The 25,104-nt window shown below is 42.7% G+C and carries 30 protein-coding genes and 3 tRNA genes; 12 read left to right on the plus strand and 21 right to left on the minus strand.

What is annotated here, in order from left to right; translation table 11 throughout:
• Positions 1 to 2: 2 nt before the first annotated feature.
• From D0T51_RS02260 to D0T51_RS02325, 14 genes are all read right to left on the minus strand, one after another.
• Positions 3 to 773 carry a 3'-5' exonuclease gene (locus tag D0T51_RS02260; RefSeq protein WP_163724502.1) on the minus strand — a complete coding sequence of 257 codons (771 nt, stop codon included), beginning with the start codon at positions 771 to 773 and terminating at the stop codon, positions 3 to 5.
• Positions 774 to 783: 10 nt separating this feature from the next.
• Positions 784 to 1,908 (minus strand): DNA polymerase III subunit beta, encoded by a 1,125-nt coding sequence (gene dnaN, locus D0T51_RS02265; RefSeq protein WP_163724504.1) that lies wholly within the window; start codon positions 1,906 to 1,908, stop codon positions 784 to 786.
• A gap of 207 nt (positions 1,909 to 2,115) precedes the next feature.
• Positions 2,116 to 2,268, minus strand: a complete 153-nt coding sequence (locus tag D0T51_RS02270) for a DUF4295 domain-containing protein (protein WP_163724507.1) — start codon at positions 2,266 to 2,268, stop codon at positions 2,116 to 2,118.
• A 14-nt stretch (positions 2,269 to 2,282) separates the two neighbouring features.
• Entirely contained in the window at positions 2,283 to 2,471 is a 189-nt protein-coding gene (rpmG, locus tag D0T51_RS02275) for a 50S ribosomal protein L33 (protein WP_163724509.1), read from the minus strand.
• Positions 2,472 to 2,487: 16 nt separating this feature from the next.
• The gene (rpmB, locus tag D0T51_RS02280; RefSeq protein ID WP_163724512.1) at positions 2,488 to 2,727 is read right to left on the minus strand and encodes a 50S ribosomal protein L28; all 240 of its coding nucleotides are present in this window, start codon (positions 2,725 to 2,727) and stop codon (positions 2,488 to 2,490) included.
• 169 nt (positions 2,728 to 2,896) lie between these two features.
• Positions 2,897 to 2,980: transfer RNA gene (locus D0T51_RS02285), tRNA-Leu, on the minus strand.
• Between the two features lie 12 nt (positions 2,981 to 2,992).
• Positions 2,993 to 3,075, minus strand: a tRNA-Leu gene (locus D0T51_RS02290).
• Between the two features lie 46 nt (positions 3,076 to 3,121).
• Positions 3,122 to 3,194: transfer RNA gene (locus D0T51_RS02295), tRNA-Gly, on the minus strand.
• A gap of 66 nt (positions 3,195 to 3,260) precedes the next feature.
• Positions 3,261 to 4,085, minus strand: a complete 825-nt coding sequence (locus D0T51_RS02300) for a purine nucleoside phosphorylase I, inosine and guanosine-specific (protein WP_163724514.1) — start codon at positions 4,083 to 4,085, stop codon at positions 3,261 to 3,263.
• 117 nt (positions 4,086 to 4,202) lie between these two features.
• Positions 4,203 to 5,477: an amidohydrolase family protein gene (locus D0T51_RS02305; RefSeq protein WP_163724517.1), complete on the minus strand. Its 1,275-nt coding sequence runs from the start codon at positions 5,475 to 5,477 to the stop codon at positions 4,203 to 4,205.
• A 2-nt stretch (positions 5,478 to 5,479) separates the two neighbouring features.
• Positions 5,480 to 6,790 carry a DEAD/DEAH box helicase gene (locus tag D0T51_RS02310; protein ID WP_163724520.1) on the minus strand — a complete coding sequence of 437 codons (1,311 nt, stop codon included), beginning with the start codon at positions 6,788 to 6,790 and terminating at the stop codon, positions 5,480 to 5,482.
• 108 nt (positions 6,791 to 6,898) lie between these two features.
• Positions 6,899 to 7,135: a hypothetical protein gene (locus D0T51_RS02315; RefSeq protein WP_163724524.1), complete on the minus strand. Its 237-nt coding sequence runs from the start codon at positions 7,133 to 7,135 to the stop codon at positions 6,899 to 6,901.
• Positions 7,132 to 8,451, minus strand: coding sequence for a Gfo/Idh/MocA family oxidoreductase (locus tag D0T51_RS02320; RefSeq protein WP_163724527.1), 1,320 nt, complete (start codon positions 8,449 to 8,451; stop codon positions 7,132 to 7,134). Before D0T51_RS02320 ends, D0T51_RS02315 begins: the two co-directional genes overlap by 4 nt.
• A gap of 205 nt (positions 8,452 to 8,656) precedes the next feature.
• Positions 8,657 to 9,472 carry an FAD:protein FMN transferase gene (locus tag D0T51_RS02325; protein WP_239056616.1) on the minus strand — a complete coding sequence of 272 codons (816 nt, stop codon included), beginning with the start codon at positions 9,470 to 9,472 and terminating at the stop codon, positions 8,657 to 8,659.
• Positions 9,473 to 9,630: 158 nt separating this feature from the next.
• Here D0T51_RS02325 and D0T51_RS02330 point away from each other — a divergent pair, with 158 nt between their 5' ends.
• Entirely contained in the window at positions 9,631 to 10,605 is a 975-nt protein-coding gene (locus D0T51_RS02330; protein WP_163724531.1) for a tetratricopeptide repeat protein, read from the plus strand.
• A 15-nt stretch (positions 10,606 to 10,620) separates the two neighbouring features.
• Here the strand turns inward: D0T51_RS02330 and D0T51_RS02335 are convergent, their stop codons facing one another.
• The 6 genes from D0T51_RS02335 to D0T51_RS02360 all read right to left on the minus strand — a co-directional run bounded on the left by D0T51_RS02335 (position 10,621) and on the right by D0T51_RS02360 (position 17,784).
• The gene (locus D0T51_RS02335) at positions 10,621 to 11,964 is read right to left on the minus strand and encodes an alpha/beta fold hydrolase (protein ID WP_163724533.1); all 1,344 of its coding nucleotides are present in this window, start codon (positions 11,962 to 11,964) and stop codon (positions 10,621 to 10,623) included.
• Between the two features lie 12 nt (positions 11,965 to 11,976).
• Entirely contained in the window at positions 11,977 to 12,570 is a 594-nt protein-coding gene (locus tag D0T51_RS02340; RefSeq protein WP_203583304.1) for a hypothetical protein, read from the minus strand.
• Positions 12,571 to 12,638: 68 nt separating this feature from the next.
• Positions 12,639 to 12,923 carry a DUF2089 family protein gene (locus tag D0T51_RS02345; RefSeq protein ID WP_163724539.1) on the minus strand — a complete coding sequence of 95 codons (285 nt, stop codon included), beginning with the start codon at positions 12,921 to 12,923 and terminating at the stop codon, positions 12,639 to 12,641.
• Between the two features lie 418 nt (positions 12,924 to 13,341).
• The gene (locus D0T51_RS02350; protein WP_163724542.1) at positions 13,342 to 14,247 is read right to left on the minus strand and encodes a YeiH family protein; all 906 of its coding nucleotides are present in this window, start codon (positions 14,245 to 14,247) and stop codon (positions 13,342 to 13,344) included.
• 199 nt (positions 14,248 to 14,446) lie between these two features.
• Positions 14,447 to 16,123, minus strand: coding sequence for a hypothetical protein (locus tag D0T51_RS02355; RefSeq protein WP_203583295.1), 1,677 nt, complete (start codon positions 16,121 to 16,123; stop codon positions 14,447 to 14,449).
• Positions 16,124 to 16,230: 107 nt separating this feature from the next.
• Entirely contained in the window at positions 16,231 to 17,784 is a 1,554-nt protein-coding gene (locus D0T51_RS02360) for a right-handed parallel beta-helix repeat-containing protein (RefSeq protein WP_163724545.1), read from the minus strand.
• Positions 17,785 to 18,137: 353 nt separating this feature from the next.
• Between D0T51_RS02360 and D0T51_RS02365 the strand changes: the two genes are divergently transcribed.
• The 4 genes from D0T51_RS02365 to D0T51_RS12275 all read left to right on the plus strand — a co-directional run bounded on the left by D0T51_RS02365 (position 18,138) and on the right by D0T51_RS12275 (position 20,389).
• Positions 18,138 to 18,728: a type 1 glutamine amidotransferase family protein gene (locus D0T51_RS02365; protein ID WP_163724548.1), complete on the plus strand. Its 591-nt coding sequence runs from the start codon at positions 18,138 to 18,140 to the stop codon at positions 18,726 to 18,728.
• A 45-nt stretch (positions 18,729 to 18,773) separates the two neighbouring features.
• Complete coding sequence (locus D0T51_RS02370; protein WP_163724551.1) at positions 18,774 to 19,184, plus strand: VOC family protein; 411 nt, start codon at positions 18,774 to 18,776, stop codon at positions 19,182 to 19,184.
• Positions 19,181 to 19,573: a VOC family protein gene (locus tag D0T51_RS02375; protein WP_163724553.1), complete on the plus strand. Its 393-nt coding sequence runs from the start codon at positions 19,181 to 19,183 to the stop codon at positions 19,571 to 19,573. The genes D0T51_RS02370 and D0T51_RS02375 overlap by 4 nt, the downstream gene beginning before the upstream one ends.
• 657 nt (positions 19,574 to 20,230) lie before the next feature.
• Complete coding sequence (locus D0T51_RS12275; protein WP_239056618.1) at positions 20,231 to 20,389, plus strand: carboxymuconolactone decarboxylase family protein; 159 nt, start codon at positions 20,231 to 20,233, stop codon at positions 20,387 to 20,389.
• Here D0T51_RS12275 and D0T51_RS02385 read toward each other — a convergent pair.
• Positions 20,377 to 21,369 carry an AraC family transcriptional regulator gene (locus D0T51_RS02385; protein ID WP_163724561.1) on the minus strand — a complete coding sequence of 331 codons (993 nt, stop codon included), beginning with the start codon at positions 21,367 to 21,369 and terminating at the stop codon, positions 20,377 to 20,379. The two genes, D0T51_RS12275 and D0T51_RS02385, sit on opposite strands and share 13 nt — an antisense overlap.
• A gap of 112 nt (positions 21,370 to 21,481) precedes the next feature.
• Here D0T51_RS02385 and D0T51_RS02390 point away from each other — a divergent pair, with 112 nt between their 5' ends.
• The 7 genes from D0T51_RS02390 to D0T51_RS12400 all read left to right on the plus strand — a co-directional run bounded on the left by D0T51_RS02390 (position 21,482) and on the right by D0T51_RS12400 (position 25,089).
• Entirely contained in the window at positions 21,482 to 21,919 is a 438-nt protein-coding gene (locus D0T51_RS02390) for a YjdF family protein (protein ID WP_163724563.1), read from the plus strand.
• A gap of 26 nt (positions 21,920 to 21,945) precedes the next feature.
• Positions 21,946 to 22,239 (plus strand): Imm9 family immunity protein, encoded by a 294-nt coding sequence (imm9, locus tag D0T51_RS02395; protein ID WP_163724566.1) that lies wholly within the window; start codon positions 21,946 to 21,948, stop codon positions 22,237 to 22,239.
• Positions 22,236 to 22,739 (plus strand): GyrI-like domain-containing protein, encoded by a 504-nt coding sequence (locus D0T51_RS02400; RefSeq protein ID WP_163724568.1) that lies wholly within the window; start codon positions 22,236 to 22,238, stop codon positions 22,737 to 22,739. Before imm9 ends, D0T51_RS02400 begins: the two co-directional genes overlap by 4 nt.
• Positions 22,740 to 22,771: 32 nt before the next feature.
• Entirely contained in the window at positions 22,772 to 23,461 is a 690-nt protein-coding gene (locus tag D0T51_RS02405) for a 4Fe-4S dicluster domain-containing protein (protein WP_163724572.1), read from the plus strand.
• Positions 23,462 to 23,470: 9 nt separating this feature from the next.
• Positions 23,471 to 24,070, plus strand: a complete 600-nt coding sequence (locus tag D0T51_RS02410; RefSeq protein WP_163724573.1) for a type 1 glutamine amidotransferase family protein — start codon at positions 23,471 to 23,473, stop codon at positions 24,068 to 24,070.
• A 5-nt stretch (positions 24,071 to 24,075) separates the two neighbouring features.
• Positions 24,076 to 24,822: a helix-turn-helix domain-containing protein gene (locus tag D0T51_RS02415; RefSeq protein WP_163724576.1), complete on the plus strand. Its 747-nt coding sequence runs from the start codon at positions 24,076 to 24,078 to the stop codon at positions 24,820 to 24,822.
• Between the two features lie 69 nt (positions 24,823 to 24,891).
• Positions 24,892 to 25,089 carry a VOC family protein gene (locus tag D0T51_RS12400; RefSeq protein ID WP_373456999.1) on the plus strand — a complete coding sequence of 66 codons (198 nt, stop codon included), beginning with the start codon at positions 24,892 to 24,894 and terminating at the stop codon, positions 25,087 to 25,089.
• Positions 25,090 to 25,104: the final 15 nt, after the last annotated feature.

The following is a 25,104-nucleotide window of genomic DNA, read 5'->3' on the forward strand; positions in this document are numbered from 1 at the left end:
ATTTATTTAGAGTTAAAACCTCTTAGTTTAATTTCAGTAAACACCTTTTTCGTGTTCAAGGGGAAATCCCCGCCCATGATCCATCCGTAATAACCCGGATCAGTAGCTAAGACCTCTACAACAGGGCGCCCTTTATATTTTCCAAAGTTAATAACTTCTACATTTTTGTCATTGTAAACAACCCGGCCGGCAAAATCTACATTCTTTGTATGACTGGAAAATTTAGCCAGAAAAGCCATATCGTTCTCCAACTCCGGATACCGGTCTAATTGCGCTTTCAACACTTCATAAGTAGCTACCGTATCCGCCTCCGCCGTATGGGCGTTTTCCAATGTTTTATCACAATAAAACTTATAGGCTGCTGAAAGTGTACGTTGCTCCATCTTATGAAAAATGGTCTGCACATCGATTAACTTTCGCTTATTCAGATCGATATCCACTTCGGCCCGCAGAAACTCTTCGACCAATAAGGGAATATCAAACCGATTGGAATTATATCCTGCCAAATCACATCCTTCTATTTGCGAAGCCAATGTTTTAGCAATTTCTTTAAAGACAGGCGCCTCCTTTACATCTTCGTCGGTAATGCCATGTATAGCTGTAGACTCTGGAGGAATAGGCATGCCCGGATTCACGCGATAAGTTTTGCTCTCTTCTTTTCCGTTAGGGTATACTTTTACATATGAAATCTCTACAATACGATCTTTCACAATATTAATACCCGTTGTCTCCAGATCAAAGAAGACCAACGGATTTTTCAGATTTAATTGCATGTTTTATCTTTTAGTCATTCAACATCATCGGCATGAGCAACATCAAAAGATCTTCATCTTCTTCATTCTCAGTCGGGACGATTAATCCGGCACGTGACGGATCGGCTAATTCAAGAACGACCTCTCCGGCATTTATATTTCCTAAAATTTCAATCAGATAAGTTGCTTTGAAACCAATACTCATTTCTACACCACTGAATTGGCAAACAATCTTTTCTTCCGCCGAAGTAGAATAATCAATATCCTGAGCAGACACAATCATTTCATTCTCTTTCAACTGCAACTTAACCAGGCTACTTGCCGGATTAGAAAAGACAGAGACACGTTTTAATGCATTTAGAAAAGATAAACGGTCTATGGTTACTTTATGCGGATTTTCTTGGGGAATAACGCTGTTATAATTCGGGTAACGACCTTCGATCAGACGGCATACCATCTCAAATGTCTTACAGATAATGTAGGCATTATTCTCGTCAAAGGTAATTGTCACCGGTTCTGTTTCTTTTCCTAAGATACCTTTCAACAAGTTCGCCGGTTTCTTGGGTAAGATAAAAGAAGCTCTTTCCGGCGATTTGATAGAAAGATTACGCAGACGTACCAGTTTATGGCCATCCGAAGCCACAAAGGTTAAATCGTCTGTATGTATATCAAAATAAACCCCATTCATTACCGGACGAAGTTCATCATCTGCCGTAGCAAATAAAGAACGACTGATACCATTCAACAATATTTGGCTTTCCATCGTCAGGGTAATTGGATTTTCTTTCAATGGTTTTTGCTGAGGATAGCTTTCTCCTGCTTGCCCCATGAAATTATATTTACCATTCTGAAAATGAATAAAAACCTCCAGGTTACCATCGTTAATATCAAAAGTAAGCGGCTGTTCGGGTAATTCTTTCAATGGATCCAATAGGATTTTAGAAGAAATGGCAAACAGGCCTTCCCCCTCCACATTCATCACATCAACAGAAGTCACCAATCGTGTTTCAGCGTCAGAAGCAGTTATTGTCAGCTTATTTCCATTCAAATGAAAAAGGAAACTATCCAATATGGGTAAAGAATTTTTAGAGGCAATAACTTTACTTATTGACTGAAGACGTGATAATAGCGCTGTGCTGGATACATCGAATCTCATGGCTTTCTATTTTATCTGTTATTAGTTTTTTATTTAATTGAACAAAAGTAAGAAATAATTAGATCAAACAGGGTAGTTCGGGAGAAAAAGTTTACGAAAACAAGAATGCCGATTTCTCCTCCTCCCAAGGAATACTTTTTCTTTTTTTACACAAAAAAAGGGAAACCATCCGGCTTCCCTTTATCTTATCTTTTGATTCGCGTTTTCTTATTTCGCGAAATAATCTTTTACTGCTTCGTTAGGAACCATTTCTTCCTGGAAGATATACGCTCCTGTTTTCGGAGACTTAACCATTTTAATTACCTTTGAATAGGTACGGCCGTCACCTTTCTTAAATGATGCAACTGCTTTTTTTGCCATTGTTTAATCTCCTCTTATTTAATCTCTTTATGTAAAGTCATTTTTTTCAGAATGGGATTGTATTTCTTCAATTCCAAACGTGCGGTCGTATTCTTACGATTTTTGGTAGTGATGTATCTTGAAGTACCCGGCATACCGCTTTCTTTGTGCTCTGTGCATTCCAGAATCACCTGTACTCTATTACCTTTTGCTTTTTTTGCCATTTCTTATTTCCTCCGATTATGCGTTTAAAAAACCTTTTTCTGCTGCCATTTTAATAGCGGCATCCAAACCTAGCTTGTTGATCGTACGCAAACCTGCGGCTGAAATATTCAGACTAACCCAACAATCCTGCTCTACCCAATAGAACTTCTTTGTAAACAGGTTCACATTAAATTTACGTTTCGTCCGATGATTTGAGTGCGAAACGTTATTGCCAACCATTGCTTTCTTTCCGGTAATTTGACAAATTTTAGACATCTCTTTATTTTATTACTTTAATTTATTCCAGTAGATTCCCAACAAATAGGGCGCAAAGATACGCATTAATAATAATACATACAAATTTTTCACCCTTATAATATATGAAATCTTCTTATTCCGAACTAGCATCATGATCAGAAACAGAAGAGATTAATTTACAAATAAGTACGCAGGATGAGATTTGAACTCACACACCGTAACCGGCACTACCCCCTCAAAGTAGCGTGTCTACCAATTCCACCACCTGCGCATTTAACAGAGGTGCCCAGAACAGGACTCGAACCTGCACGGCTATTAACCACTCGCACCTGAAACGAGCGCGTCTACCAATTCCGCCACCTGGGCATTCATTACATAAAAAAGAGAGAATCGCTTATCTCTCTGCTACCAGAGCGAAAGACGGGATTCGAACCCGCGACCCTAACCTTGGCAAGGTTATGCTCTACCAACTGAGCTACTTTCGCAATAACGGCTGCAAAGATAGAGGTTATTTTCGATTCACCCAAACAATGTGAATAGTTTTTTTATGATTATAAGCGGGATATTAATTCTGTAAACAATGTTGTCATCACCGCAGCCGCTTTATTGGCCGCCGCAATCACATCCGCACCGTCATTTACAAAATCATCTGCAAAATGATATCCTTCATTGGTTATAACCGACATACCAAACACCCGGAGACCGGCATGGCGAGCCACAATCACCTCAGAGACAGTACTCATACCAATAGCATCACCTCCTACTTTCCCATAAAAAGCATATTCCGCCGGCGTTTCATACGAAGGACCGGTCAAGCCTACATAGACCCCTTTCTTTAAAGGAATCTGTTTCTCCCGGGCAATCTCTTCCATCAAACGGATCAATTCACGGTCATAAGCACGTGTCATATCCGGAAAACGAGGGCCAAACATTTCATCATTGGGACCAATCAACGGATTCGGCACCATACTGATATGGTCACCAATAATCATCAAATCTCCTATTTTGAAGGTATTATTAATACCTCCCGCGGCATTCGACACCAAGAGATTTTTTATGCCTAAAAGTTTCATTACACGCACAGGAAAAGTCACCTGTTGCATCGCATACCCTTCATAATAATGAAAGCGTCCTTGCATAGCCAACACATACTTCCCTCCCAGTCTACCACATATAAAATTACCTTTATGACCGGCTACTGTCGAAGTCATAAAATGAGGAATCTCCCCATAAGGGATAATAAGTGGATCTTCAATTTGATCTGCCAAAGCACCTAAACCGCTACCTAAGATGATAGCCGTCTCCGGTTTTTCTGTAAATCGCGAAGAAAGATAGTCTGCCGCCTCCTTATATATGTTTGTTTGAAACATTTCCATACTCAGTTCCTGTTTTAATTTATTACACTATTTTTTTTGCAACTGCTTTTGATTTCGTTTATTCCCTAATCATTCCGTTTCAAAAACAGTAAATATAGTGAAAAGAATTCACTCCCCCTATCTTGCCATCAGATTATAGGCTATTTCAGCAGTCTTTTCCATGATAGATACTTCGCCCGGCACCGTTTTGTTTTCCATCAGGATCTGCCCGTTGCAAAGAACCGTATCTATACAACTTCCATTAGCGGCATACACCAGATTGGAAGCAAAATTAAAATTCGGAGTAAACGCCGGCATTTTTAAATCCACCAGACAAAGATCCGCCAAATAACCTTCGGCAATACATCCGGCATATACACCCGCAATAGAAGCTCCAGACAAGGTTGCCGCCTGCAACATTTCCTCTGCAGTCATCACCTCCGGATCTTTCCGCCAAGCCTTCCCCAAAAGAGCTGCCAGCTTCATAGCCTCTACCATATCCAAATTATTCGAAGAAGCACATCCGTCTGTTCCTATCCCAACAGTAACACCCGCCTTTTTCATCTCCGCAAACTTAAACATCATACCGGAGGCTAATTTCATATTAGAAGCCGGATTATGTACTACCTTCACCTGATTATCCGCCAACATATGTATCTCCTCATCGTCCACATACAAGGCATGGGCAATACATAAGCGGGGAGACAAAAGATTCAACTTTTTCAGATAACGCACAGGCGTTAATCCAAACTGTTTCAAAGAATCTTGCACCTCTCCTTCCGTTTCCGCCAAATGCAAATGAATGAGCAAATCATGCTCTTGCGAAAAACGATCAATCCATTGAAGCAGTTCACCGGATACCGTATAAATAGCATGAGGACCTAACGAGAATCGAATCCTTTCATTGTATTTCGACACCCGGGAATATAAGTCCAAAACAGACTGTTTACTTTTTTCAGCCAGTTCCGGTTTGAAATGATCGAAACAGACACCGGACAATACCCCGCGAATCCCCATCTCTTCGACTGCCGAGGCTGTTGCATCAAACCGCTGATACATATCCAGGAAGGTCGTCGTTCCACTTTTTATCATTTCCAGGCAAGCGAGCTTAGCCCCCCAATAGACATCCTCATCTGTCATCTTCGCCTCGTTCGGCCAAATCTTCTGTTCCAGCCAGGGCATCAATGCCATATCATCGCCAAATCCCCGGAACAAAGTCATGGCTGCATGCGTATGCGTATTTACAAAACCGGGAATCAATGCTTTACCGGAACCGTCAATCACCTTATCGAATGAAGACTGTTTATCATCTATTGTTTTTTGCCCCTTGTCAATGAAGCGGATATATTTTCCTTCAATATATACATCCACACATTCCCCATTGAGCTGAGCTCCCTTTATCAAGACCTTCATATTCAACTGAATTTCGCCTTCATACTTTTTATCTTTTCATCCCGTATACGGCTTAAGAGAGAAGCATATGCATCGCGTCTGACCGCCGCAAAAGAGCAACTTTCCTTTATTTCGACAATTCCCAGATCGTCTTTTCCCAATGCCCCCTTCTGAAAAAGGAAACCAACCACATCTTTTTTACTCAACTTATCCCGCTTTCCGCGATTAATCGTCAAAGTAACCCATTGCGAACGCATAGGTTCTTTGACTTTTTCCGGAAGAAAAAACGCTTCCGGTTCACGGGGTATATATTCGGGTATCGCCTCTATTTCATTCAAAATAAGGAAAGCGTCCCCTTCAGCAGTCATACGAGCCGTTCGTCCATTGCGATGGATATAGGCCTCTTCATTGTGTGGCAAATGATAATGAATAACATGTTTAACATCCGGAATATCCAGCCCACGGGCAGCCAGATCAGTAGATATAAACACGGTAGCGCTGCCATTGCGGAAATGAGAAAGGGCTTTTTCACGCTCCGGCTGCTCCATGCCTCCATGAAAATACTCATTATCCACCTTCATCTCAGTCAGGTAATTACTTACCCGTTCCACCGCTTCACGCAGATTGCAAAAAATCAAAGCCGACTCTCCCTTCAACTCTCCCAACAAACGATACAAGGTATATAATTTATCTTTTACCGGAGAATTTACCACATGCACCGTCAAGCCTTTTACTCCTTTCGTTTCAGTCAAAAAAGAAAGTTTCACCGGAGATGTAACACCTGTAAAGGCAGGTATATCCACCGCTGCTGTTGCCGATGTCAACACCCGCCGGCGTACACCCGGCAAATGAGACATTATCTCTTTCATTTCTTTGAGAAATCCGAGTTCCAGTGATTTATCGAACTCATCCAATACGAGCGTACGTACGGTATCCAGATCTATATTCCCTCGTTCCACATGATCCAGGATACGCCCGGGAGTTCCTATCAACACTGTTGGCGGATGCTCCAGGCTTTTCTTTTCCGTGCGAAGAGGATGTCCTCCATAGCAACAATTTATCTTATATCCCGCCCCCAAAGAACGGAAGACCGTTTCTATCTGCAAAGCCAACTCCCGGGAGGGAGCAATAATCAAGGCTTGAATCTTTTTTTCATCCGGTGTAAGAACAGTCAATAAAGGCAATAGAAAAGCCAATGTCTTACCCGAACCGGTAGGACTTAGAAGCAGCATGTCTTTTGTCGTGCCCGCTGCCAATACAGCCTGTTGCATCTCATTCAATGCCTCAATCCCTATATTGGCCAGAGCCCGGCAAACGATATCATTTTGTTTCATTCCGTTTTGTATTTAATTGCATAAACTAGCTTGCGTTCCGTCGAACCACAGCGTATAGGTTGCAAATGTACAAAAACACCATCAGAAACAGGAAGAAGACAGATATGTTTATTTCTTATGTAAGATCTTTTGAATCCCCCAATACAAGAGACGAAGAAACAAAACGATTCCGTAAAACAACACACTGAGACACAAAACCCAGAGTAGTTGCGTATACAACTCTTTCCATTCCGTACCAAATGCCACAATGGAATAGAGATTCAAACCAAATGCCACCAAAAAACAAACAATGAAAATAACAATTTCCGTACGCTGTCTTTTTACTGTTAATAATATATCTCTCATACGTTTGAATGGTTTAAATAAGGTATTTTATAGGCATCCGGGAAAGGCATCACCACACGTTCTTCCATCGCTTTTATACCCAACAGGGCTAAAACAGAGGAATAATAAGCCTCTTCAACTAAAGAAGGAATCGGTTTGCCCGTAATGACAGAATGACAGAAGGCAGCTACTAACTCTTCCGAACCATCCCCGACGGCACCAGTACTGCTGGCTCCATCATGCGTTTTTGTTTTTTCGACAATATATTCGCCTTTACTCTCTGAGGCTGTTTCCGGCACCCAGCTCGGACCAGCAAACGATACATTATCGAACACCTTATGTTCGATTTGATTGATTAATTGCTGAATACCGGGAGCCGGCTTGGGCTCTTCCATATAATATTTACCTTTACTCAACTCTATCGTTCCTTTATGGCCCAGGATCTGCTCTCCCATACCAAAGAACTTATTGGATATCGTTGATTCAAAACTCATATGCACCCCGTTCGGATAATGATACATCACATTCACACTATCATACACCTCGCGTCCGTCTTTCCAGAAAATAATATCCCCAAATCCGGAAATAAAATCAGGTAATGCTTTCAAAGCCCATGTCCCCAATTGTAATTGGTGTGTGGCCAACTCAGTCATCAGACCACCTGAATACTCTTTATAAAGTCGCCAGTTGATATGTCTCTCCAAAGAGGGATCAGACACCGGGCGACGCCAGTCGTTGTTACGGAACCAATAGTTACGTATACCGACCACTTCCCCGATGGAACCGTTATGCACCATCTCAAAAGCCTTGATATATTTGGGATCAAACAGACGCTGCTGACCAATATAAAGTACCTTACCCGATTGTTTATACGTATCATACATCGCTTTACAATCATCCAGCGTACGTGCCATCGACTTCTCACAAAAAACGTGCTTTCCGGCATTCAAGCCCGCTATCGTAAGAGATGCGTGCGTATGCAAAGGAGAAGCGATCAAAACACCCTCTACCTCCGGTGAAAGAAGCAACTCTCTGTAGTCGGTATACGTTTTTGCTTTCGGACAAAGAGCGGCCGCCTGATCCAAATGAGGCTGATACACATCACACAAAGCCACAATTTCTGCTTGCGGTATCACGCGTAATATATTCTGAATATGATACATTCCCCGTGAACCAGTACCGATGATCGCTATTTTGGCCTTTTCGCCGATGACTTCTTTCTGGTTTTCTTTCGAAAAAGTCTGAAGCCAAGGGAAAGCACTCAACAATAAACTTCCGCCTCCCATTGCAGCTGCACTCTTCAGGAAGTCCCTCCTACTAAAATCTGTTGTTTCCATTTATACGTTTATCTGATATTACATTCAACAAGACCTTATTTCTAACAAACGGGATACGCCGAAGTAAAGATTTCGTCCCTTCATATTATATACACTCCCTTTTCATGGTTGGAAATTAGATGCGTGCAAAGATAATTTTTTCTATGATAAAAAGGAAAGTATTCACTTTTTTTGACAAGGTAAACATCTGATGTTGTCGAACACATCACAGATTATAGATTGTATAATCATCTATATGGAATGCGGACAAAAGGCTTGTACACTGCTCTTTGTCGGCTATCAACAAGGCCGTCGAAAGCACCTCTGCATCTACTGCTGATGGCGCACAAACAGATACCAGATTGCGTCCTTCATAATAAACACCGGTATGTGGATTTTTAATATGCGCCGGATTCCGGGGAGAGTTTCCGGAAACCGACAAAGAATTATCTTTCAACCGAACCGTGCCTAGCGTCTCCTGGCTCACGGGATCCGAGATACCCACAGGCCAACAATCCCCATATACATGCGTACCGACAGCCAAGACACTGCTATTACCGAAATTAATCAAGGCATGACGTATCTGATTCTCTAGCAACAGAGCGTGAAACCTAAACAATGCATATCCCTTCCCATAACCTCCCAGATCCAGTTGTATCTCTTTATCTGCAAAAAACAGGCTATGTTCCTTTTCTTCAAAAACCAGTTGAGAGAACTTCCCCAGCGTAATATCAAAAAGCCCGAACGTACGTTCATAATACTTCTTGCACTCCCAGAGAATAGACCAAAGCTCTTCCTGTAGAAAAACCGGCCTTTGTCCCGCCGTTCTATTCAAAAGAGAAACCTCACTCTCCGGGTCAAACCGGTTCAACATCCTATCCAACCGCTCGACTTCTTTCCCGATCGCCTCCCATATAAGCTGTAACTCCTCTTTCGTTCTTCCCAGAATCAGGGCATCCAACTGCGTACCCATCACCGAAGACAGACAGCCATGCAAAAGCCCGGAGGAGGCATAATAAGTGGAAAAGGCCTCTCTTTTCATAAATTCTATTTGAAATACTTGATTTTTATACTTGTAAGATTCTATTTATTTAAAAAGATCTAAAGAATAGTTCGTCGAGCAAAGATAATCATTTTTCAGGCGAAGCGACTCGTTGAAAAAGAACAGTTTTCTTTATCTTCGCACGGAAATAGAAAAACATGATACAAAAGATCACTCTTGCCCTCTACTTTACCCTTCTTACCGGAAGCCTGTACGCACAAAAACAGGTAGAGGAACTGATATATCAGGGTATTGAATATCATGATGCCGGAGCATACGATAAAGCGATCGAGACCTACCGGCAGGCACTGCAGATAGACCCGCATGCCGTAAATGCCCTATACGAAATATCCCTCTCCCTCTTTGAATCCGGAGACTACCTGGCGGCTATCGCGTACTGCGACAAACTCTTAGAAAGAGAAGACAAATACGCCATCCTCTCGTACAACACCAAAGGTTCCTGCCTGAATCACCTGGACAGAACAGACGAAGCCATTGAAGTCTTTCTGGAAGGTATCGAACGATACGATGCGTTTCATTCATTGCACTACAACCTGGGACTGGCCTATTTCAAAAAAACGGAATACACCAAAGCCAAAGAGTCGTTCATCCACTCACTCAACATCAGCCCCCAGCATGCAGGCAGCCACCTGAACCTGGGAAGAACCCTGGAGGCCCTGGACCGGAAGATCGAGAGCCTTCTCTGTTTATATTATTTCCTCTTATTAGAGCCGCAAACAGACCGATCGGTATGGGCTTATCAGTCCGTACAGGATCAATTGTTCGACTTATCCGAATCAAAAACCATCTTTCCCCAAGCCGAAAGGAGATTGGTCGATTCCCTGATGGCCAATGAGAAAGCCGCAGTGAAAGAGGCTGACGCTCTCGCCTTGTTTACTGCCGACACCCAGTCTTTCTTCCACGCCATTGCCTCGATCGAACATAGGACGGGAGGTGAAGAAGGCATATGGTGGGATTATTATATTACCTTTTTCCGGTCTTTATCGCAAAAAGAATTCACCGATGTCTTTTGTCATTACATCCGCTTCACGGCGCAAGAGAAAAATCAGGAGTGGATGGATAAAAACAAACAAAAGGTAAAAAGCTTCTCCCAATGGCTGAAACAACAATAGCCTAGAAAGCCTTGTTTATCTCTCGGATATCCACTTGGCCATATCTTCTAATACGACCGGAGAAATGGTTTCTTCAATCTCTCCATACTCTGTCGGCATGCCGGTAATGGCTGTCTGGAACAAATGATTCAAACCAGGATATTTTTTTATTGTCACCGCTTTGTTGCCATTGGCCGTAATTTGCTCAAAGCCTTTCAGGTTGGGCTGGGCTATAACCTGCATATCTTTATCCCCGTTCAAAGCAAAGACCGGACATTGGATCTCTTTGAAAAAAACAGCCGGATCATATTGTAATAAACTCAATATAGCGGGTGTTGTCATTTGACGGATTATCTCCTCTTCCTGTCCGGCCAAAGGCGTTCCATTCACAATGACCTTGACCTGTTCTTTCAAGGTTTCCTTATCCGTAGCAGCCCCCAATACAACATCTTCTACTTTTTTCATTGCCTCATTATAAGGGAGGATATAATCATCCGTCAAGCCGGATACACGAAAAAGCATATCCCGTTGGGACCGCAAAACCTCCCGCCCATTGACACCGGGACCAGCCAGTGAAACAACAAAAGAGGGTATCCCCTGAGAGGCCAAGAGTACAGCCACCGCTCCTCCTTCGCTATGTCCTATGATACCTACGCGTTGCGGATCGACCTCTTTCCGCGTTTTCAACCAAGCCATAGCAGCAGCGGCATCTGCAGCAAAATCGGTAAGACCACAGGATGTATAGTCGCCTTCCGACGCCCCTACCCCCCGTTCATCATAACGAAATACAAGAATACCCTGACGGGTCAGATAATCGGCTATCACCCAAAAAGGTTTATGCCCCATAATCTTTTCATCCCTGTCTTGCGCCCCACTACCGGTCACCATCACCACCGCCGGAAACTTTTCTCCTTTAGCGGGTATAGTCAGAGTGCCGGCTAATGTGACTCCTGCCTTTTCATTTCGAAAACTCACCTCTTCCTCTTTATAAAGTAAAGGTGCTTTAGGCTCCTGCGGACGTTTCACCTGCACTTCTTCGCGGGACAACTGCAACGGAAAGGATTGACCCATCTGCGAAAAAGAACCATCCAATACCCCCTCTTTCCAGGTAGCTTTATAGGTAAAATGCAAAGGGGCTATTTCGAGAACCAACTCCTTCGTATCCCAAGTTACTTTCGTAATAGGTACCACCGTATTTCCCTGATCCGGCGAAGTCATTGTGCCCGAATACGTGTCACCGGACTTCTCCAGGGCAAAATGAATCCGCAATTTCATAACACCCAAATCGGCCACCCCATACCATTTTCCCGTAATTTCCTGTGCCGACAAAGAGGTGAAAGCGGCAAACAAACAGACGATAAGAATACAGATTCTTTTCATAATTATATCTATTTATAAAAGTGAATAAAGCGGATGTATCAATAGACGGCAAAGAATATCGCCACCGAAAACACCAACACAATACAAAATACCCAACATATACCCTTTCAGGTTACTGGATACTTTTAAAGCATGGAACATCCAAATCAAAGTCCATACAAGAAAAACCAGAGACACAAGAGCCAGCCAGATGCCCAATAACAAACCGGGTTGATTCATCAATTCCATCGGAGGAAGATTGAAATCCATATTATTCATCCGTTGCATCGGAGGCAAGAGACTGATCAGATTCATGAAAATCAACGGCAACTGAGCAAAAAGAACCGTACCGAACACATCTACTATACGGATGCGCGATTTGGAAAAGAAGAATCCCCCAAGCAAGAACAAGATAGCGGGCACAAGCCATACCACCAGATGCTCCAGCGCAAAACACAAAAGCGTATTCTTGGGTGCCGGCCCAAAATGCAACAACCCATGGTAATGGTATTTTGACAAATAAGAGATCCATATGGATACGATGCATCCCACTACACCCCACGCCAATGCCTGGTATCCGGCTATCCGGATAAAAGGATTCCATAAAAGATTCAGTTTCTTTTTCATATGATTCATTTGGATTTATTTATATAACTCTTTCCGGATACATACACAGCCAGATCCTTTCTTTTTCTTTACACTTCTTCTATTTGACGCAGCTTTTCAATCAGGTCATCCAATAGGTTCCGTACCGTCGGATAACTAATGCCCATATTCTTAGCCATATCCTTCAGGCTTCCGCTGCTTTTTACAAAATCAAGAATAAAGGCCTGTTCTTTCTCCGACAACCGGACAAATAAAGGCAAAGCAAAACTCCCGTTCACCTCCGTATCACAATGGATGCAATGTAACTTTTTTACATGCAGGGGAGAATCACAGCTTGGACATTTCAAAGGTAATTTCTTTACAAACTCACTCATTATATCATTTTTTCTGCAAACATAAAAAGAAAATAAATAATATCAAAGTAAAACTAAACAATGTTTACCGCAAGATGAATTTCATCAAGAAAAGACAAAGACTTTTGTAACAGAAAAAACGAGAAACCCTTTCCCATTTCAATCACCTTTTCTTTGGGTTTTCCCTTTTTTTTTGCGGGGATATTCTGTTGCCGATGCGCATCGGCAACATTGCTGAACGTGTTCGTCAATATTGCTGATGGGCATCGGCAATATTGACGATGCCCATCAGCAACAGAATACTCCTGCCAAAAAACAAAAATTTCTCTCAATAAAAAATAAGGAAACAGGAGGGGCAATCAACAGAAAACCCCTTGTAACAACCAAGTATTCAGCTTGTTTATTCAAACAACAAACGATTCCGGCAAACGAAAAGATACTACCAAAGGATAACAGCCAAGGCAGCAACAGCGATAACCACCCAAAGGATAACCCCTTCCCATACAGGCTTGGCTCCTACCTTGCGGATGGCAGCGAGGGAAAGTGTGCTGCCTATCAGAAACAAGGTCATCGATAGAAAACAGTGGGAAGCCACAGAAACGGCACGCAATAAGGGGGACGGGATATCCACATACGTATTGATAACCATAGCGACAATAAACAGAAATATAAACCATGGGATAGAGACCTTGCGTCCTTTACCTTGTGGAAAGAAAAATACAGACACAAACGACAAAGGAATCACCCACAAAGCCCGTGTCAGCTTCACGGTGGTAGCCAAAGCCAGAGCCTCAGCCCCATAGGCCGCCCCAGCACCAACGACCGAACTGGTATCGTGTATGGCTATCGCCGCCCACACCCCAAACTGCTGCTGACTCAGGTCGAGCCAACGACCGATCGGTGGGAAGAGAAACAAAGCCACAGCGTTTAAGGTGAAAATAACAGCCAGCGACATGGAGGTTTCGCTCTCGTCGGCATCGACCACCGGAGAGATAGCCGCAATCGCACTCCCCCCACAGATGGCCGTTCCCGACGCGATCAAATAGGATAATTTGGTGGGGATTTTCAACCACCGACCCACAAAGAAACCAAGAACCATCACGCCCACCACAGAAACGATCGTAAATAACATACCCTCTCCACCGGCTTGAAGCGATTCGTGCAGATTCATCCCAAACCCCAAACCCACGACAGCTACCTGAAGCAGGTACTTGGAAACTTTCTTGCTGCCCCCCGGATAAGGATTTTTTAAAAGAAGGGCGAAAACAATCCCAACAAACAAAGCAATGGCCGGAGAAACAAAGGCTGAAAGGATAAATAATGCAATAAACAGGTAACGGTTCATGAGTGAATGATTTTGTTGCTGCAAAAATACAGCAATAAAAACAGCCAGCCAAGATTATCCTCAGAATAAATAATACCCCAATCGATATGGGACACTGCAATCGATGGTAACCCGTTCCTATTCCATCACAATATAGATAGGCCAGGAAACGCGATCGGGCAGATCAAATATTTCCTCATAAGGGGGCGTTCCTGAATCGTTAGGGTAAGAAGCAACACGTTTTACACCGGTCCCTCAACCAGCGTGCCGGTCCGCCACGCTGCGTACCATGGTCGGCACGCCACAACCAGAAGTGGTCGCCCACTACATTATTGCTGTTTATTTGCATCGAAGCATGTATCTGTATGTTCTTGGATTGCACGCCTCCCACCCTACAGGTGATATCCGTAAGCAGGATAGGATTGGCTGAATGGTCGCGAGAGGCATCCTCTTGACCCATGCGGATTTGATACGTCGTACTATTGAAAGAATCCATAAGCAGTCCGGCAACGATGATTCCTTCTTTATCGTCCACATAGATGCAGCCCCAGGTGTTATTTTCCGTAGGTTCGAGTGTTACAGAGGCTATACCGGCCCCCAAGAGTATGGCATTTTTCCGGTTTACCTGGATCGGGGCATGCAAGGCATAGTGACCGGGAGTAAAAAATATGTTTTTGCCCGCTTGCAGCGCGGCGTTGATCTCTACGTCGGTATCGCCTTCCTTGGCTACATACCAACGGGTGAGCAAATCCTGGATTTCGCCCTCTCCCATATCTGTTGCCGACCAGGAAGTACCCACTCTCTCCTTTTGCCATGCAGGAACAAAGACTTTATATTCCCCATCATCATCGATGAAAAGAAAAGGCTTTTCCCGGATAACCGGAGTATGGGGTATAGGTGAATTGACATCATTAGCCGCAGGGGCATTCACACATCCCTGCCATACCATATTATACGAACCACCCATAGGAGCAGAACCTTCGGGGAATATCGTATTGCGGGTGTACCACTGTTGCTGCCCTCCCCAGTGGGGCCGGACGGATGCCGTATAATGCGTGTCGGCAATAAAACCGCCACTTCCCCAGAAGTTAGAGGTGCCCACATCGGATATATATTTCGAAGTACTTTCTATCTGCATTCTTCTGGCGCTGGTCGACTGCGAAACGGTCCACGCAAAATCTCTCATCACCGTCACATTCTCCATCGAACGCCAGAAAGTACAGGTCGCATTGGCACCTCCAGAAAGGTGGGGCCGGGTGAAAACAGCGCCTAATTTGACAGCCGCCGGCCATTTGCCCAAGCCACCTACATGTGAATAACACCCCAATTCGATGGCGTTGGCCTGTGGAGAGGAAGCCGAACCCGATCCACCCGGATCATAGGTTTGTTTATCGATATTGGCTTTGAAATAGTAAGCCTGACGTTTGGTTGACCACTCACCGTTAGCTCCCCCTTGACCGGTGGTGAGAAAATGCGTATTCATTTCTGTTCTTGCCGCACCGGCTTCTTCGTATTTCCTGTCGTAGAAATACATATTCTGCCCGAAGAGTTGTCCTTCCAATGAAAGCAGGATCGTTGTCGTACCATCGGTTATCTTGTAATAATTCTCGTACTTATCGGCATGGGGATTCACATCGGTAAATGTCGTCTCGGAAGTTGAACCGAGGGAAACAAAGTCAGTAGCCAACCGGCTTCCTCCACGCGTAATGGTATAATTCCCCGAACTGCCAAAGGTTTGCCACGAAAGTGTTATACTCTGACTTTCTTTATTATAGACAATCTTATTGCCTACCTGTTCCATTTGTTGCCCCTCCTTGAAACCCAAGGATGCGGACATACCATTCATGCTCAGTATCAATGCAAATACAGAGAGAATAGCGGTTTTCTTCTTACTCATAAATAATTACTCTTTTAGTGTTTTTACTTCTCTATTATCTATACAAATACGCACTTTATTTCACAGCAGTGATACATTCAAACGTTTTCACAAAAAGGTTTTACTTATTATTCTGTTATCCGTACATCGCGAAACAGAAAGGGATTGCGACTTACAATATAGGACTTGCCACTTTGTATAGTCATATTCTTTATCTCTACCTCCCGGGTTATTACATACGGATACTTTTCTTCATAGGTTTCGTCGGTCTTGTTTCTATTGAAAGGGGCAAAAAGTTTCGGTCCCTGATAATTGTCTACCGGATGGATGTCGTTTATGAAAAGACCATCTACCGTTATCTTCTCCGGCATATAACAGGTGTACCCAAAATCATGCTGTCCCGAATTGCTTCCATTGATAAGGATGGCATCCGACTGCGAACCGTTCCGTGGCTTATATTCACAGTTGCGGATGATTACCTCTCCTTCCCATGTGCTACCGTAGTCGTCACGCAGGTTGATAAAGTGAGTCCCGCAGACCTGTGTGTTTTCAATGAGAAACACACCACATCCTATGATATTAATCCCCTGATGCCCGAGGATGGAATTTCTTATTGTTGCATTAGCCACTCCCATATGCGCGTCGAAACGCGAAAACGCGACGGTGTCGAAGAGGATATTTTTTGAATAGTTCGAACCGAAAATACCCCAAAAGGTTCTGTCGTGTATGTCGTTCTCTTGCTTGCAGTTTCTGAATGTCACATGCGTAGACCTGTTCACCGAGATATCGTAAGAGCCCATCGAAACGGGTTTATTGGCACTACCGGTCGTCACATAGGTCTTATGGCCTGACAAACTGCAGTTTTGCACGGTGACTTCCGAACAGCTCGAAACGGATATAAAACCGGTATAGGGTGCGCCGTGATCGAGTTCATCCGTAATCGTATGGCGAAGACCGTCGACGATCACATTGGAGCGATTGATATTCAATCCCCGACCGTAATAGGTATACCTTGATTCAGCCTGATTGGCAATCGTTATGAAATGCCCTCCGCGCAGAGTCAAGGTATGCGTGTCAATCGGATAAGCAACCATAGATGTTATATTTTCAAAGTCCCATATGATAGGCGTTTTCATATCGACATGACCTTCCTTATCTACAACAAACACGTCTGTCTGGAAAGAGCCTCTGTTCTGGTTCAACCCCAAACGGATATAACGCCTTGTCGTACTGTCGGTAACCACAACAAAGGAATGATGCAAGAGAGACAAATCCAGCTTTTTCTGGTTTTTAATAAGTGTTTCCACTCCTGTTATCTCCACCGAAGGGAGTTGAGAAGACACATTGAATATCTGTGCTCGGCGGTTTTCTACTTTCGTATCGTCAAGGATAAACCGGGCATTTCCCCAGTCCGTATCGGTCTGCACCTCGGCAGTCTTGTCTGCCCCACCGATATAGTAGGTCGCACCGGCATCCGCACATACCTTCAGGCCGGCTTTATTCGCTGCCGCATGCGCCTTTATGATCGCATCAAAATCGTCCGTCACTCCATCACCTACCGCACCATATGCACTGTAATAAATAACCTTATCCTTTGTCTCACCAAGAACTTCCGCCCACATCGTTTGACTGGATACCCAAAACAACACACCCACAAGAAGGAACTTCACGCATGTCTTCATATCAATTTGTTTTTCATGTTTACCTCCTATTAAATAGCAAGAACCTTAATAAACAAGGCCTCCCTCTCCTCCGGAAGCCTCCAAAGATAAAAAAAAGGACTATAAGTCCAACAACAAACCGAATTATAGAAATAAAACTTAAACAGAAACCGGGAATGGATAAAAAGAAAGGTTTAGGAGGGATTTACACTCTCAAATTCCTGAAATTCATCAATAACACTTTAACTATTTGATTAAAAGGCGAAATCGGATAATGACTAAAACAGATAACTATTGAAAAGAATTAATATAGTATCTTTGTATAGATATAATAATTGAATAGAAGTTATAGGAAAGTATAATTTAAAAACACCATGTACAAAAAAGAAGTCATTTTCATCCTCTTAGACGAGTTTGCCGATTGGGAAAGTACCTATATTGCTACCTGCCTGAATCAGGGGGTTAAACCCGGAAACCCAGTAAACTACAGCGTGAAGACCTTGTCTGTCACAAAAGACCCGATCACCTCCTTAGGCGGATTCAAACTTTTGCCGGACTACGACCTGAACGATATGCCGGCCGACTATGCCGGACTGGTGTTGATTGGCGGTATGCGTTGGTTCTCGCCCGAGGCCGAAAAGATCATTCCGCTTGTCGAAAAAGCAATCAAAGAGGATAAGGTAGTCGCCGGCATCTGCAATGGATCGGTATTCCTCGGAGCCAACGGACACCTCAACAATGTGAAGCATACAAGCAACGGACTGGATTACTTGAAGCAATTTGCCGGAGAGAAATATACCGGCGATACCCACTATATCAACGAAAAGGCAGCAAGAGACGGAAAAATCGTTACCGCCCCCGGAACAGCGCCGATAGAGTTCTGTCGGGAGGTGTTGTATGCCTTAGAAGCCGACACACCGGAAGCCATCGAAGAGAGCTATCAGTTTCTAACAGGTGGCTTTTGAGCCGAATAAGATTCCAATCATTAAACATCTAACAAGAATACAGATATGAAATTCAGCAACGTAAGACTATTAGTCAAAGACTACCGCAAATGCTTCAATTTTTACACCGAGCAACTTGGCTTGGAGGCCGCCTGGGATATTGGAGAATGTTATGCCAGCTTCAAAGTAACCGACGGCATAGAGGGGCTTGCCTTGTTCACATCCGACTACATGGCTCCCGCTGTTGGCAATGCCGACAAAACTCAACCCACAGGTTATCGTGAGAAGTCCATGATCTCCTTTGAAGTAGAAAATGTAGACGAGACCTATCAAGCGTTCCAGGCAAAAGGACTTCAATTCATCAACGAACCCACGGATATGCCCGGCTGGGGAATGCGTGTTGTCCACCTCTACGACCCGGAAGAGAATCTGATAGAGTTCTATTCTCCCCTGAAAGCAGATGGAGCATTATTATGAACATAGACCACATAGCCGTTTGGGTAGACGATATTGAACGGATGAAGGAGTTTTATCTCAAATACTTCGACGTTAGTTGCAACGATAAATACATCAATCCTGTAAAGAAATACACCTCTTACTTCCTGACCTTTAACGAAGGAGGAGCACGTATTGAGCTGATGAACCGTCCGGATGTCGCCGAAAATGACCAACTGCGTTATATGCTTAAAGGATTGGCGCACATTGCCCTGACTGTTGGAGGAAAAGAGACTGTCAATGAACTGACTGAACTTTTCCGGAGAGATGGTTACACCATCGCGAGTGAACCACGCACTACCGGCGATGGCTATTATGAAAGTGCCGTATTAGACCCCGAAGGAAATTATATCGAGTTATTAGCAGAATGATAATGAAAAAGAAAGACGGAGATATTCGGTTGTACTCAAACATGGGGCGGAGTATTGACCGATGCTCCATTGGTAAGCGTATGTAAAATATGAAAATAAAAGACACTAAGCCCCAATTATTCGAAAGGACGGATTGTAATATATGGACTGACTCATATATTCAGCAACAGATGTTGAAAGAACATTTGAACCCAATGTCTGACGGAGCCAGCCGGAAACAGGAATCCATATCGAAGATTATAGACTTTGTACTTAGTCAATCAAAGCTGAAAAGCCGTCTACTCGATTTAGGATGCGGTCCCGGCTTATACACATCTTTACAGAAGCATTAGTAAATGACAAGCAGGAAAGTAGAAGTTGGGATTATGCTCCAACTGGAGGCTTTTGGAGTCAAAATAAATATTTACTATTGAGCCAAACATTCCATTATCCCGATAACAATGCGTTTGCCTATCAGTATAACCTATTGACAAAATCCGACACTAAGCATTTCCTTGTTTGGGACAGGTATTATTCGGAAGAAGAAATCACGTTAGTTTTGCGAAATATAGGTTTCCAAAAAGTAACTATACACAAGAATGTTTTAGACGGCAACGACTTCACGTCCAGATTGCTACAATAGCTGTTTTAGCTACATTGGGTAATTCCCAACCTCAATTGAAATTCCATATTAAAGGAGCTCTGAATATTGGTCTTAGTAAAGATGAGATAAAAGAGATAATGTTACTAATGACTGTTTATGCCGGCTTCCCTGCCGCTATAAACGGAACGAATATACTGAAAGAGGTTATGATGGAGAGTAACTATTTGAATTGACTCGGTGTCATATCAAAATGTTTAGAGAAAAACTTATTGAATGCACTTTGAGTTTCAAACCCCAAGAGAAAGGCTACTTCTGTCAGTGGAATATGTTGTCTAAGATATTTTTGAGCTAATTCCATACGAAGATCATCAAGGATTTTTTGATACGATGTATCTTCTGCTTTCAACTTCCTTTGCATATTACGCTCACTCATATTGAACCTTGTAGCAACTGGTTTTAAGCTTAATTCGGAGGTAGACAGACTGTGCATCAGATAGCGTCTGACCACATTGGAAAGACTGTTGGTTTGGCTGTAATATCCAATATGGTTCATTGTATTTTCAAAAAGTGAGAAATGTTCTTTGTTTGTTGTTGTAACAGGTAATTCCAAAATTGATTTTCGGAATATTAATGTTTGCGTCTTTTGGTTAAACTTTATAGGACAATTCAGATATTCCTCTAACTTGTCCGTTCTCCCTTCTTTTTCATAGATGGAGTGAACTTCAACTGGCTGAATAAATCTTCCGGTATAGCTGTAGGCATATTGAAGAGCCATTCCATATTGCATCTCCATCCATTGTCGGGCTGCAACCGGATATTTACAAGCAAAATCATCATCAATCAAAATCTCATAGTAAGCAAACATTTCATCTGTCCTTACAGAATAGCGAGAAATCGTATTGGCTGTTGAAGTATGATTTTCCATTTCCATAAACAGATCACCCACTGTTTTACTATTGTGATAAAGATTAAAGAAGGCTGCTATGAGATTAAAAGGGATAAGAAACCCCGATTTTAAGCCAATCCGGGAATCTTTCTTCAATTCGACTAGCTTTTCAAAATACCGGCCAAGTATCCCTGCCTCAAGCTTTGTAACAGGATTAATCAGAACAGATGTGTCCGTCCCAAACTCCGCTAATATGGCATCTACATCTACTCCTGAATCCCGATGTTGGGTCTGAATAATATTGAAAAGTCCGGCAATTATATACATAAAACTTAGAAGTTGTCGCAATCGGACAAAATTATGACTTTATATTCAATTATGCAAATATGATTCTGCGATACTTTTGTATTGTGAAAAAGTATATACCCCAAGGAAGTTTATGAACTATAAATATGAGCATACTACAACTATTCTGTTCGACGCTCCTTTTTGGATCGTTCTTTTTGAACGTATAGAAAACGGAATGTATTCTGTCGCAAAAGAGGTATTGGGAACCTCTGAACCTACGAATGCTGATATTATTCTTTTCTTCGATAGGTTGGACTATAACCATCTTCGTTACTCTATACCGGTGGAAGATGAAAAGGCGATAAAACCTAAAGTCAATTTCAAAAAAGCGCAGAAAGAAGCCCGAAAAGCAATACAACAGGATGATTTCAGATATGCATATAGTAAAGTGCATATAGAACTTAAGAAGTTACAAGAAGAGAAAAAAGTAGAGAAGAAAACCGTTTCCAGACTTCAAAAAGAAGAGGAAAAGGAACGAAAGTTCGAACTCAAACAACAAAAGAAAAAACAGAAACTCAGAGGGAGATAGTTCAAAATGCACCTGTAAAGATATTGATGATGGAGAATATAAGTGATTGGACTTTATCCATTCAAATTATTCTTGGTGGAGTGATTGGCGGAAAAGAAATTGCAGTTTGGAGACAGGGAGTTACTTATTTAGCAGACAAGGAAAGATATATTACAATTCGGATTTCATTGCCAACGAGTGATGAAGTAAGTTGGGGCATAGAGAAAAAACACCGCTTTGATGAATATGCAAAAAGGAAAACAGATAAAGGATTCACTATAAACAACAATATGGTATTTCGCCGACAGAATACCGTACCAACAAAGATTTTACCATTATGAAAGCAGAAAAGAAAAATATACAGCTAAAGATAAAATCCCCCAAAGTATTGGATATTAAAGCCAAACAAGCCATTTACATTAAACTCACAGGCGAATACGGAAGCCTTGACTTTTCCGGTTCATGGCAACGTTTGTGGCAATTCGTCAAAAAACATAAACTCTTTACTTTCGGAATGGAGCATATCGCCATTTATCACGATGACCCAAAAGTAACAGAGGGTAATAAACTCCGCACCGATATTTGTCTTGTCATTAAAAAAGACGTAAAGGCACAGGGCGATATTGGAGTAAAAGAAATCAAAGCGGGAAAATTTGCTGTGTTTCATTATCAGGGTTCATACAGCAATTTGGATGCCGTTTACGATACGATATATGCTCGTCTGCTTCCCGAAAACAACTTGAAACTTCGGGATTACCATTGCTTCGAAAAGTATCTGAATCACCCTGACAGAACAAGACCCGAAAAGTTAAAAACTGAAATCTATATTCCTGTGGAATAAGATAGTATCTTTGCAATTCGATTAACAAATAAATGAATCCGTTAAACGAAACAGTCGCGAATGAGTTAAAACAACAGGGAATAGAATTTATCCACTTTGTTGATATCTCCGGTTTAGTAGAAAAGCAAAATCGGGGATTTTCGTCTGCTGTATTGTTTGGCGTGAAATGTTCTCCCGAATACCTGAAAAGAGTCAGCTATAATCCCAACTATGTGCCCGATATGGTTGCCCGCAACTATTTCGATGATGATGAACATTATATGTATGAAATGGGTATGTATCGTATATCCGACTTGCTTGCGGACTTCATTGAGAAGAATGGGTACAGTGCTTATTCACTCTCTGATGACAATCAGATAGCAACGAATAACTTCGAAGGCAACAAGTCGATGCTCCCTCTGAAAACATTAGCCACCCATGCGGGACTGGGTTGGATCGGGAAGAATAACCTGTTGGTAAATAAAGAATACGGTTGTTGCCAAACATGGGGCGGAGTATTGACCGATGCACCACTTAACACAGTATTGAATAATCCGCCCACTGTTCAGTGTGACAACTGTCGGATTTGTTTGGATGTTTGCGAACCCAAAGCGTTAAAAGGCACTGTTTGGCAATCCGGTATCATGCGTGAAGATATGATTGATGTGGATAAATGTACCACTTGTTTGAAGTGCATGGTACATTGCCCGTGGACACAACGATATATGAATAAAGAATTATAAATAAATAACATGAACAAGAAAGAAGTAATTTTTGTACTCTTAAACGAGTTTGCCGATTGGGAAGGAGCTTATATCTCCACCTGCTTGAATATAGGCGTTAAGCCCGGAGGCCCAATTAAATACACCGTAAAAACCATGGCTATCACCAAAGACCCTATCCTGTCGATAGGCGGCTTCAAAGTATTACCCGACTACGACCTGAACGATATGCCGGAAGACCATGCGGGGCTAATATTGATTGGTGGCATGCATTGGTTTTCGCCCGAAGCAGCGCAAATTGTTCCGCTTATAGAAAAAGCCGCTGAAGAGAACAAGTTAGTTGCCGGAATATGCAATGCCTCGGTATTTCTCGGAGCCTGTGGTATCCTCAATAATGTGAAGCACACGAGCAACGGACTGGACTACCTGAAACAGTATGCCGGAGAAAAATATACCGGAGATGCCAACTATATCAACGAACAAGCAGTCAGAGACGGCAATATTGTTACAGCCCCCGGAACAGCTCCATTGGAGTTTTGCCGTGAAATCCTGTATGTATTAGATGCGGATGCGCCTGAAATTATAGAAGAGAGCTATCAGTTCTATAAAAATGGTTTTTTACCGAAATAACATGTATGTACAAAGAATATCCACCCAACCTACATTTACAGCATTTGATAGAAACCTATTGGGTTGCCGATGGATTGATTGAGAATGCAATCACACAGCGGATTCTACCCGACGGTTGTGTGGATATTATCTTTGATTTCGGAAGTCACTCCGTACAAACCGGATTGCCCAAATTGGTTGGTACAATGACCTCTTTGTTGGAAATCACCTATCAGCCGGGACGGGTGCGGATGATGGGAATTCGCTTTGCGCCGGCAGGGATCACCGCATTAACCCGTATGCCCGTCTCCATGATTACCAACCAAAACATAGAACTACCTCTCACCGAAACGCTGTTTGATAACAGTTTCTATGAGCGATTGCCCGACATGGAATGTATGCAGGAACGCATTAATTATATCAATGCCTATTTTCTGGCACGTATGTATAAGTTATACCTGCCCGACCGGCAAATCAGACATGCCGTTTCTCTTATTCAAAGCAATAACGGCCTTTTGTCTGTCAGTAAAATAGCCGGAGAGGTATGCCTGTCCGAGCGACAATTCGAGCGTAAATTCAAAACAACCATCGGTATAACGCCCAAAGTATTCAGTAACATCATGCGTTTCCGGTCTGTCCGCCGTTATATGGAAACCCATCCGGATGAAAGCATGTACGAAATAGCCATTGCTTGCGGATATCACGATCACTCGCACATGAATAAAGAGTTTCAGCGTTTGGGAAGTATCTCTCCATCGGAACATGCCGTGTAGAATGTCGGTTTTTTACACGAAACACATCAAATAGGTATTGTATTTTTGTACTCAAAAAAGATGAAAGCAATGGAATATCAAACTCTATCTCCCAACATTGGCGTAAAGAGCGTCGATGAAACAGTACAGTTCTATACCGAGACATTAGGTTTCAATCTGATTATGAGTGTTCCCGCTCCAACTGGAAATTCCATCGAAAGTGACCCCCTTCGGCCAATTCAAAGTGACCCCCTAAAGTTGTGTTTCACAACGAGGTCATTTTTGTAGTTGTTTTTGAGGTTG

This window comes from Parabacteroides sp. 52, from assembly GCF_010500925.1.
In the GTDB taxonomy this organism is placed as follows: domain Bacteria; phylum Bacteroidota; class Bacteroidia; order Bacteroidales; family Tannerellaceae; genus QVMG01.

Excerpts from the sequence above, each read along its gene's own strand:
- D0T51_RS02260 (WP_163724502.1), bottom strand. The coding sequence starts at position 773 with ATGCAATTAAATCTGAAAAATCCGTTGGTCTTCTTTGATCTGGAGACA.
- dnaN (WP_163724504.1), bottom strand. The coding sequence starts at position 1,908 with ATGAGATTCGATGTATCCAGCACAGCGCTATTATCACGTCTTCAGTCA.
- D0T51_RS02270 (WP_163724507.1), bottom strand. The coding sequence starts at position 2,268 with ATGGCAAAAAAAGCAGTTGCATCATTTAAGAAAGGTGACGGCCGTACC.
- rpmG (WP_163724509.1), bottom strand. The coding sequence starts at position 2,471 with ATGGCAAAAAAAGCAAAAGGTAATAGAGTACAGGTGATTCTGGAATGC.
- rpmB (WP_163724512.1), bottom strand. The coding sequence starts at position 2,727 with ATGTCTAAAATTTGTCAAATTACCGGAAAGAAAGCAATGGTTGGCAAT.
- D0T51_RS02300 (WP_163724514.1), bottom strand. The coding sequence starts at position 4,085 with ATGGAAATGTTTCAAACAAACATATATAAGGAGGCGGCAGACTATCTT.
- D0T51_RS02305 (WP_163724517.1), bottom strand. The coding sequence starts at position 5,477 with ATGAAGGTCTTGATAAAGGGAGCTCAGCTCAATGGGGAATGTGTGGAT.
- D0T51_RS02310 (WP_163724520.1), bottom strand. The coding sequence starts at position 6,790 with ATGAAACAAAATGATATCGTTTGCCGGGCTCTGGCCAATATAGGGATT.
- D0T51_RS02315 (WP_163724524.1), bottom strand. The coding sequence starts at position 7,135 with ATGAGAGATATATTATTAACAGTAAAAAGACAGCGTACGGAAATTGTT.
- D0T51_RS02320 (WP_163724527.1), bottom strand. The coding sequence starts at position 8,451 with ATGGAAACAACAGATTTTAGTAGGAGGGACTTCCTGAAGAGTGCAGCT.
- D0T51_RS02325 (WP_239056616.1), bottom strand. The coding sequence starts at position 9,472 with ATGAAAAGAGAGGCCTTTTCCACTTATTATGCCTCCTCCGGGCTTTTG.
- D0T51_RS02330 (WP_163724531.1), top strand. The coding sequence starts at position 9,631 with ATGATACAAAAGATCACTCTTGCCCTCTACTTTACCCTTCTTACCGGA.
- D0T51_RS02335 (WP_163724533.1), bottom strand. The coding sequence starts at position 11,964 with ATGAAAAGAATCTGTATTCTTATCGTCTGTTTGTTTGCCGCTTTCACC.
- D0T51_RS02340 (WP_203583304.1), bottom strand. The coding sequence starts at position 12,570 with ATGAAAAAGAAACTGAATCTTTTATGGAATCCTTTTATCCGGATAGCC.
- D0T51_RS02345 (WP_163724539.1), bottom strand. The coding sequence starts at position 12,923 with ATGAGTGAGTTTGTAAAGAAATTACCTTTGAAATGTCCAAGCTGTGAT.
- D0T51_RS02350 (WP_163724542.1), bottom strand. The coding sequence starts at position 14,247 with ATGAACCGTTACCTGTTTATTGCATTATTTATCCTTTCAGCCTTTGTT.
- D0T51_RS02355 (WP_203583295.1), bottom strand. The coding sequence starts at position 16,123 with ATGAGTAAGAAGAAAACCGCTATTCTCTCTGTATTTGCATTGATACTG.
- D0T51_RS02360 (WP_163724545.1), bottom strand. The coding sequence starts at position 17,784 with ATGAAGACATGCGTGAAGTTCCTTCTTGTGGGTGTGTTGTTTTGGGTA.
- D0T51_RS02365 (WP_163724548.1), top strand. The coding sequence starts at position 18,138 with ATGTACAAAAAAGAAGTCATTTTCATCCTCTTAGACGAGTTTGCCGAT.
- D0T51_RS02370 (WP_163724551.1), top strand. The coding sequence starts at position 18,774 with ATGAAATTCAGCAACGTAAGACTATTAGTCAAAGACTACCGCAAATGC.
- D0T51_RS02375 (WP_163724553.1), top strand. The coding sequence starts at position 19,181 with ATGAACATAGACCACATAGCCGTTTGGGTAGACGATATTGAACGGATG.
- D0T51_RS02385 (WP_163724561.1), bottom strand. The coding sequence starts at position 21,369 with ATGTATATAATTGCCGGACTTTTCAATATTATTCAGACCCAACATCGG.
- D0T51_RS02390 (WP_163724563.1), top strand. The coding sequence starts at position 21,482 with ATGAACTATAAATATGAGCATACTACAACTATTCTGTTCGACGCTCCT.
- imm9 (WP_163724566.1), top strand. The coding sequence starts at position 21,946 with ATGATGGAGAATATAAGTGATTGGACTTTATCCATTCAAATTATTCTT.
- D0T51_RS02400 (WP_163724568.1), top strand. The coding sequence starts at position 22,236 with ATGAAAGCAGAAAAGAAAAATATACAGCTAAAGATAAAATCCCCCAAA.
- D0T51_RS02405 (WP_163724572.1), top strand. The coding sequence starts at position 22,772 with ATGAATCCGTTAAACGAAACAGTCGCGAATGAGTTAAAACAACAGGGA.
- D0T51_RS02410 (WP_163724573.1), top strand. The coding sequence starts at position 23,471 with ATGAACAAGAAAGAAGTAATTTTTGTACTCTTAAACGAGTTTGCCGAT.
- D0T51_RS02415 (WP_163724576.1), top strand. The coding sequence starts at position 24,076 with ATGTACAAAGAATATCCACCCAACCTACATTTACAGCATTTGATAGAA.
- D0T51_RS12400 (WP_373456999.1), top strand. The coding sequence starts at position 24,892 with ATGGAATATCAAACTCTATCTCCCAACATTGGCGTAAAGAGCGTCGAT.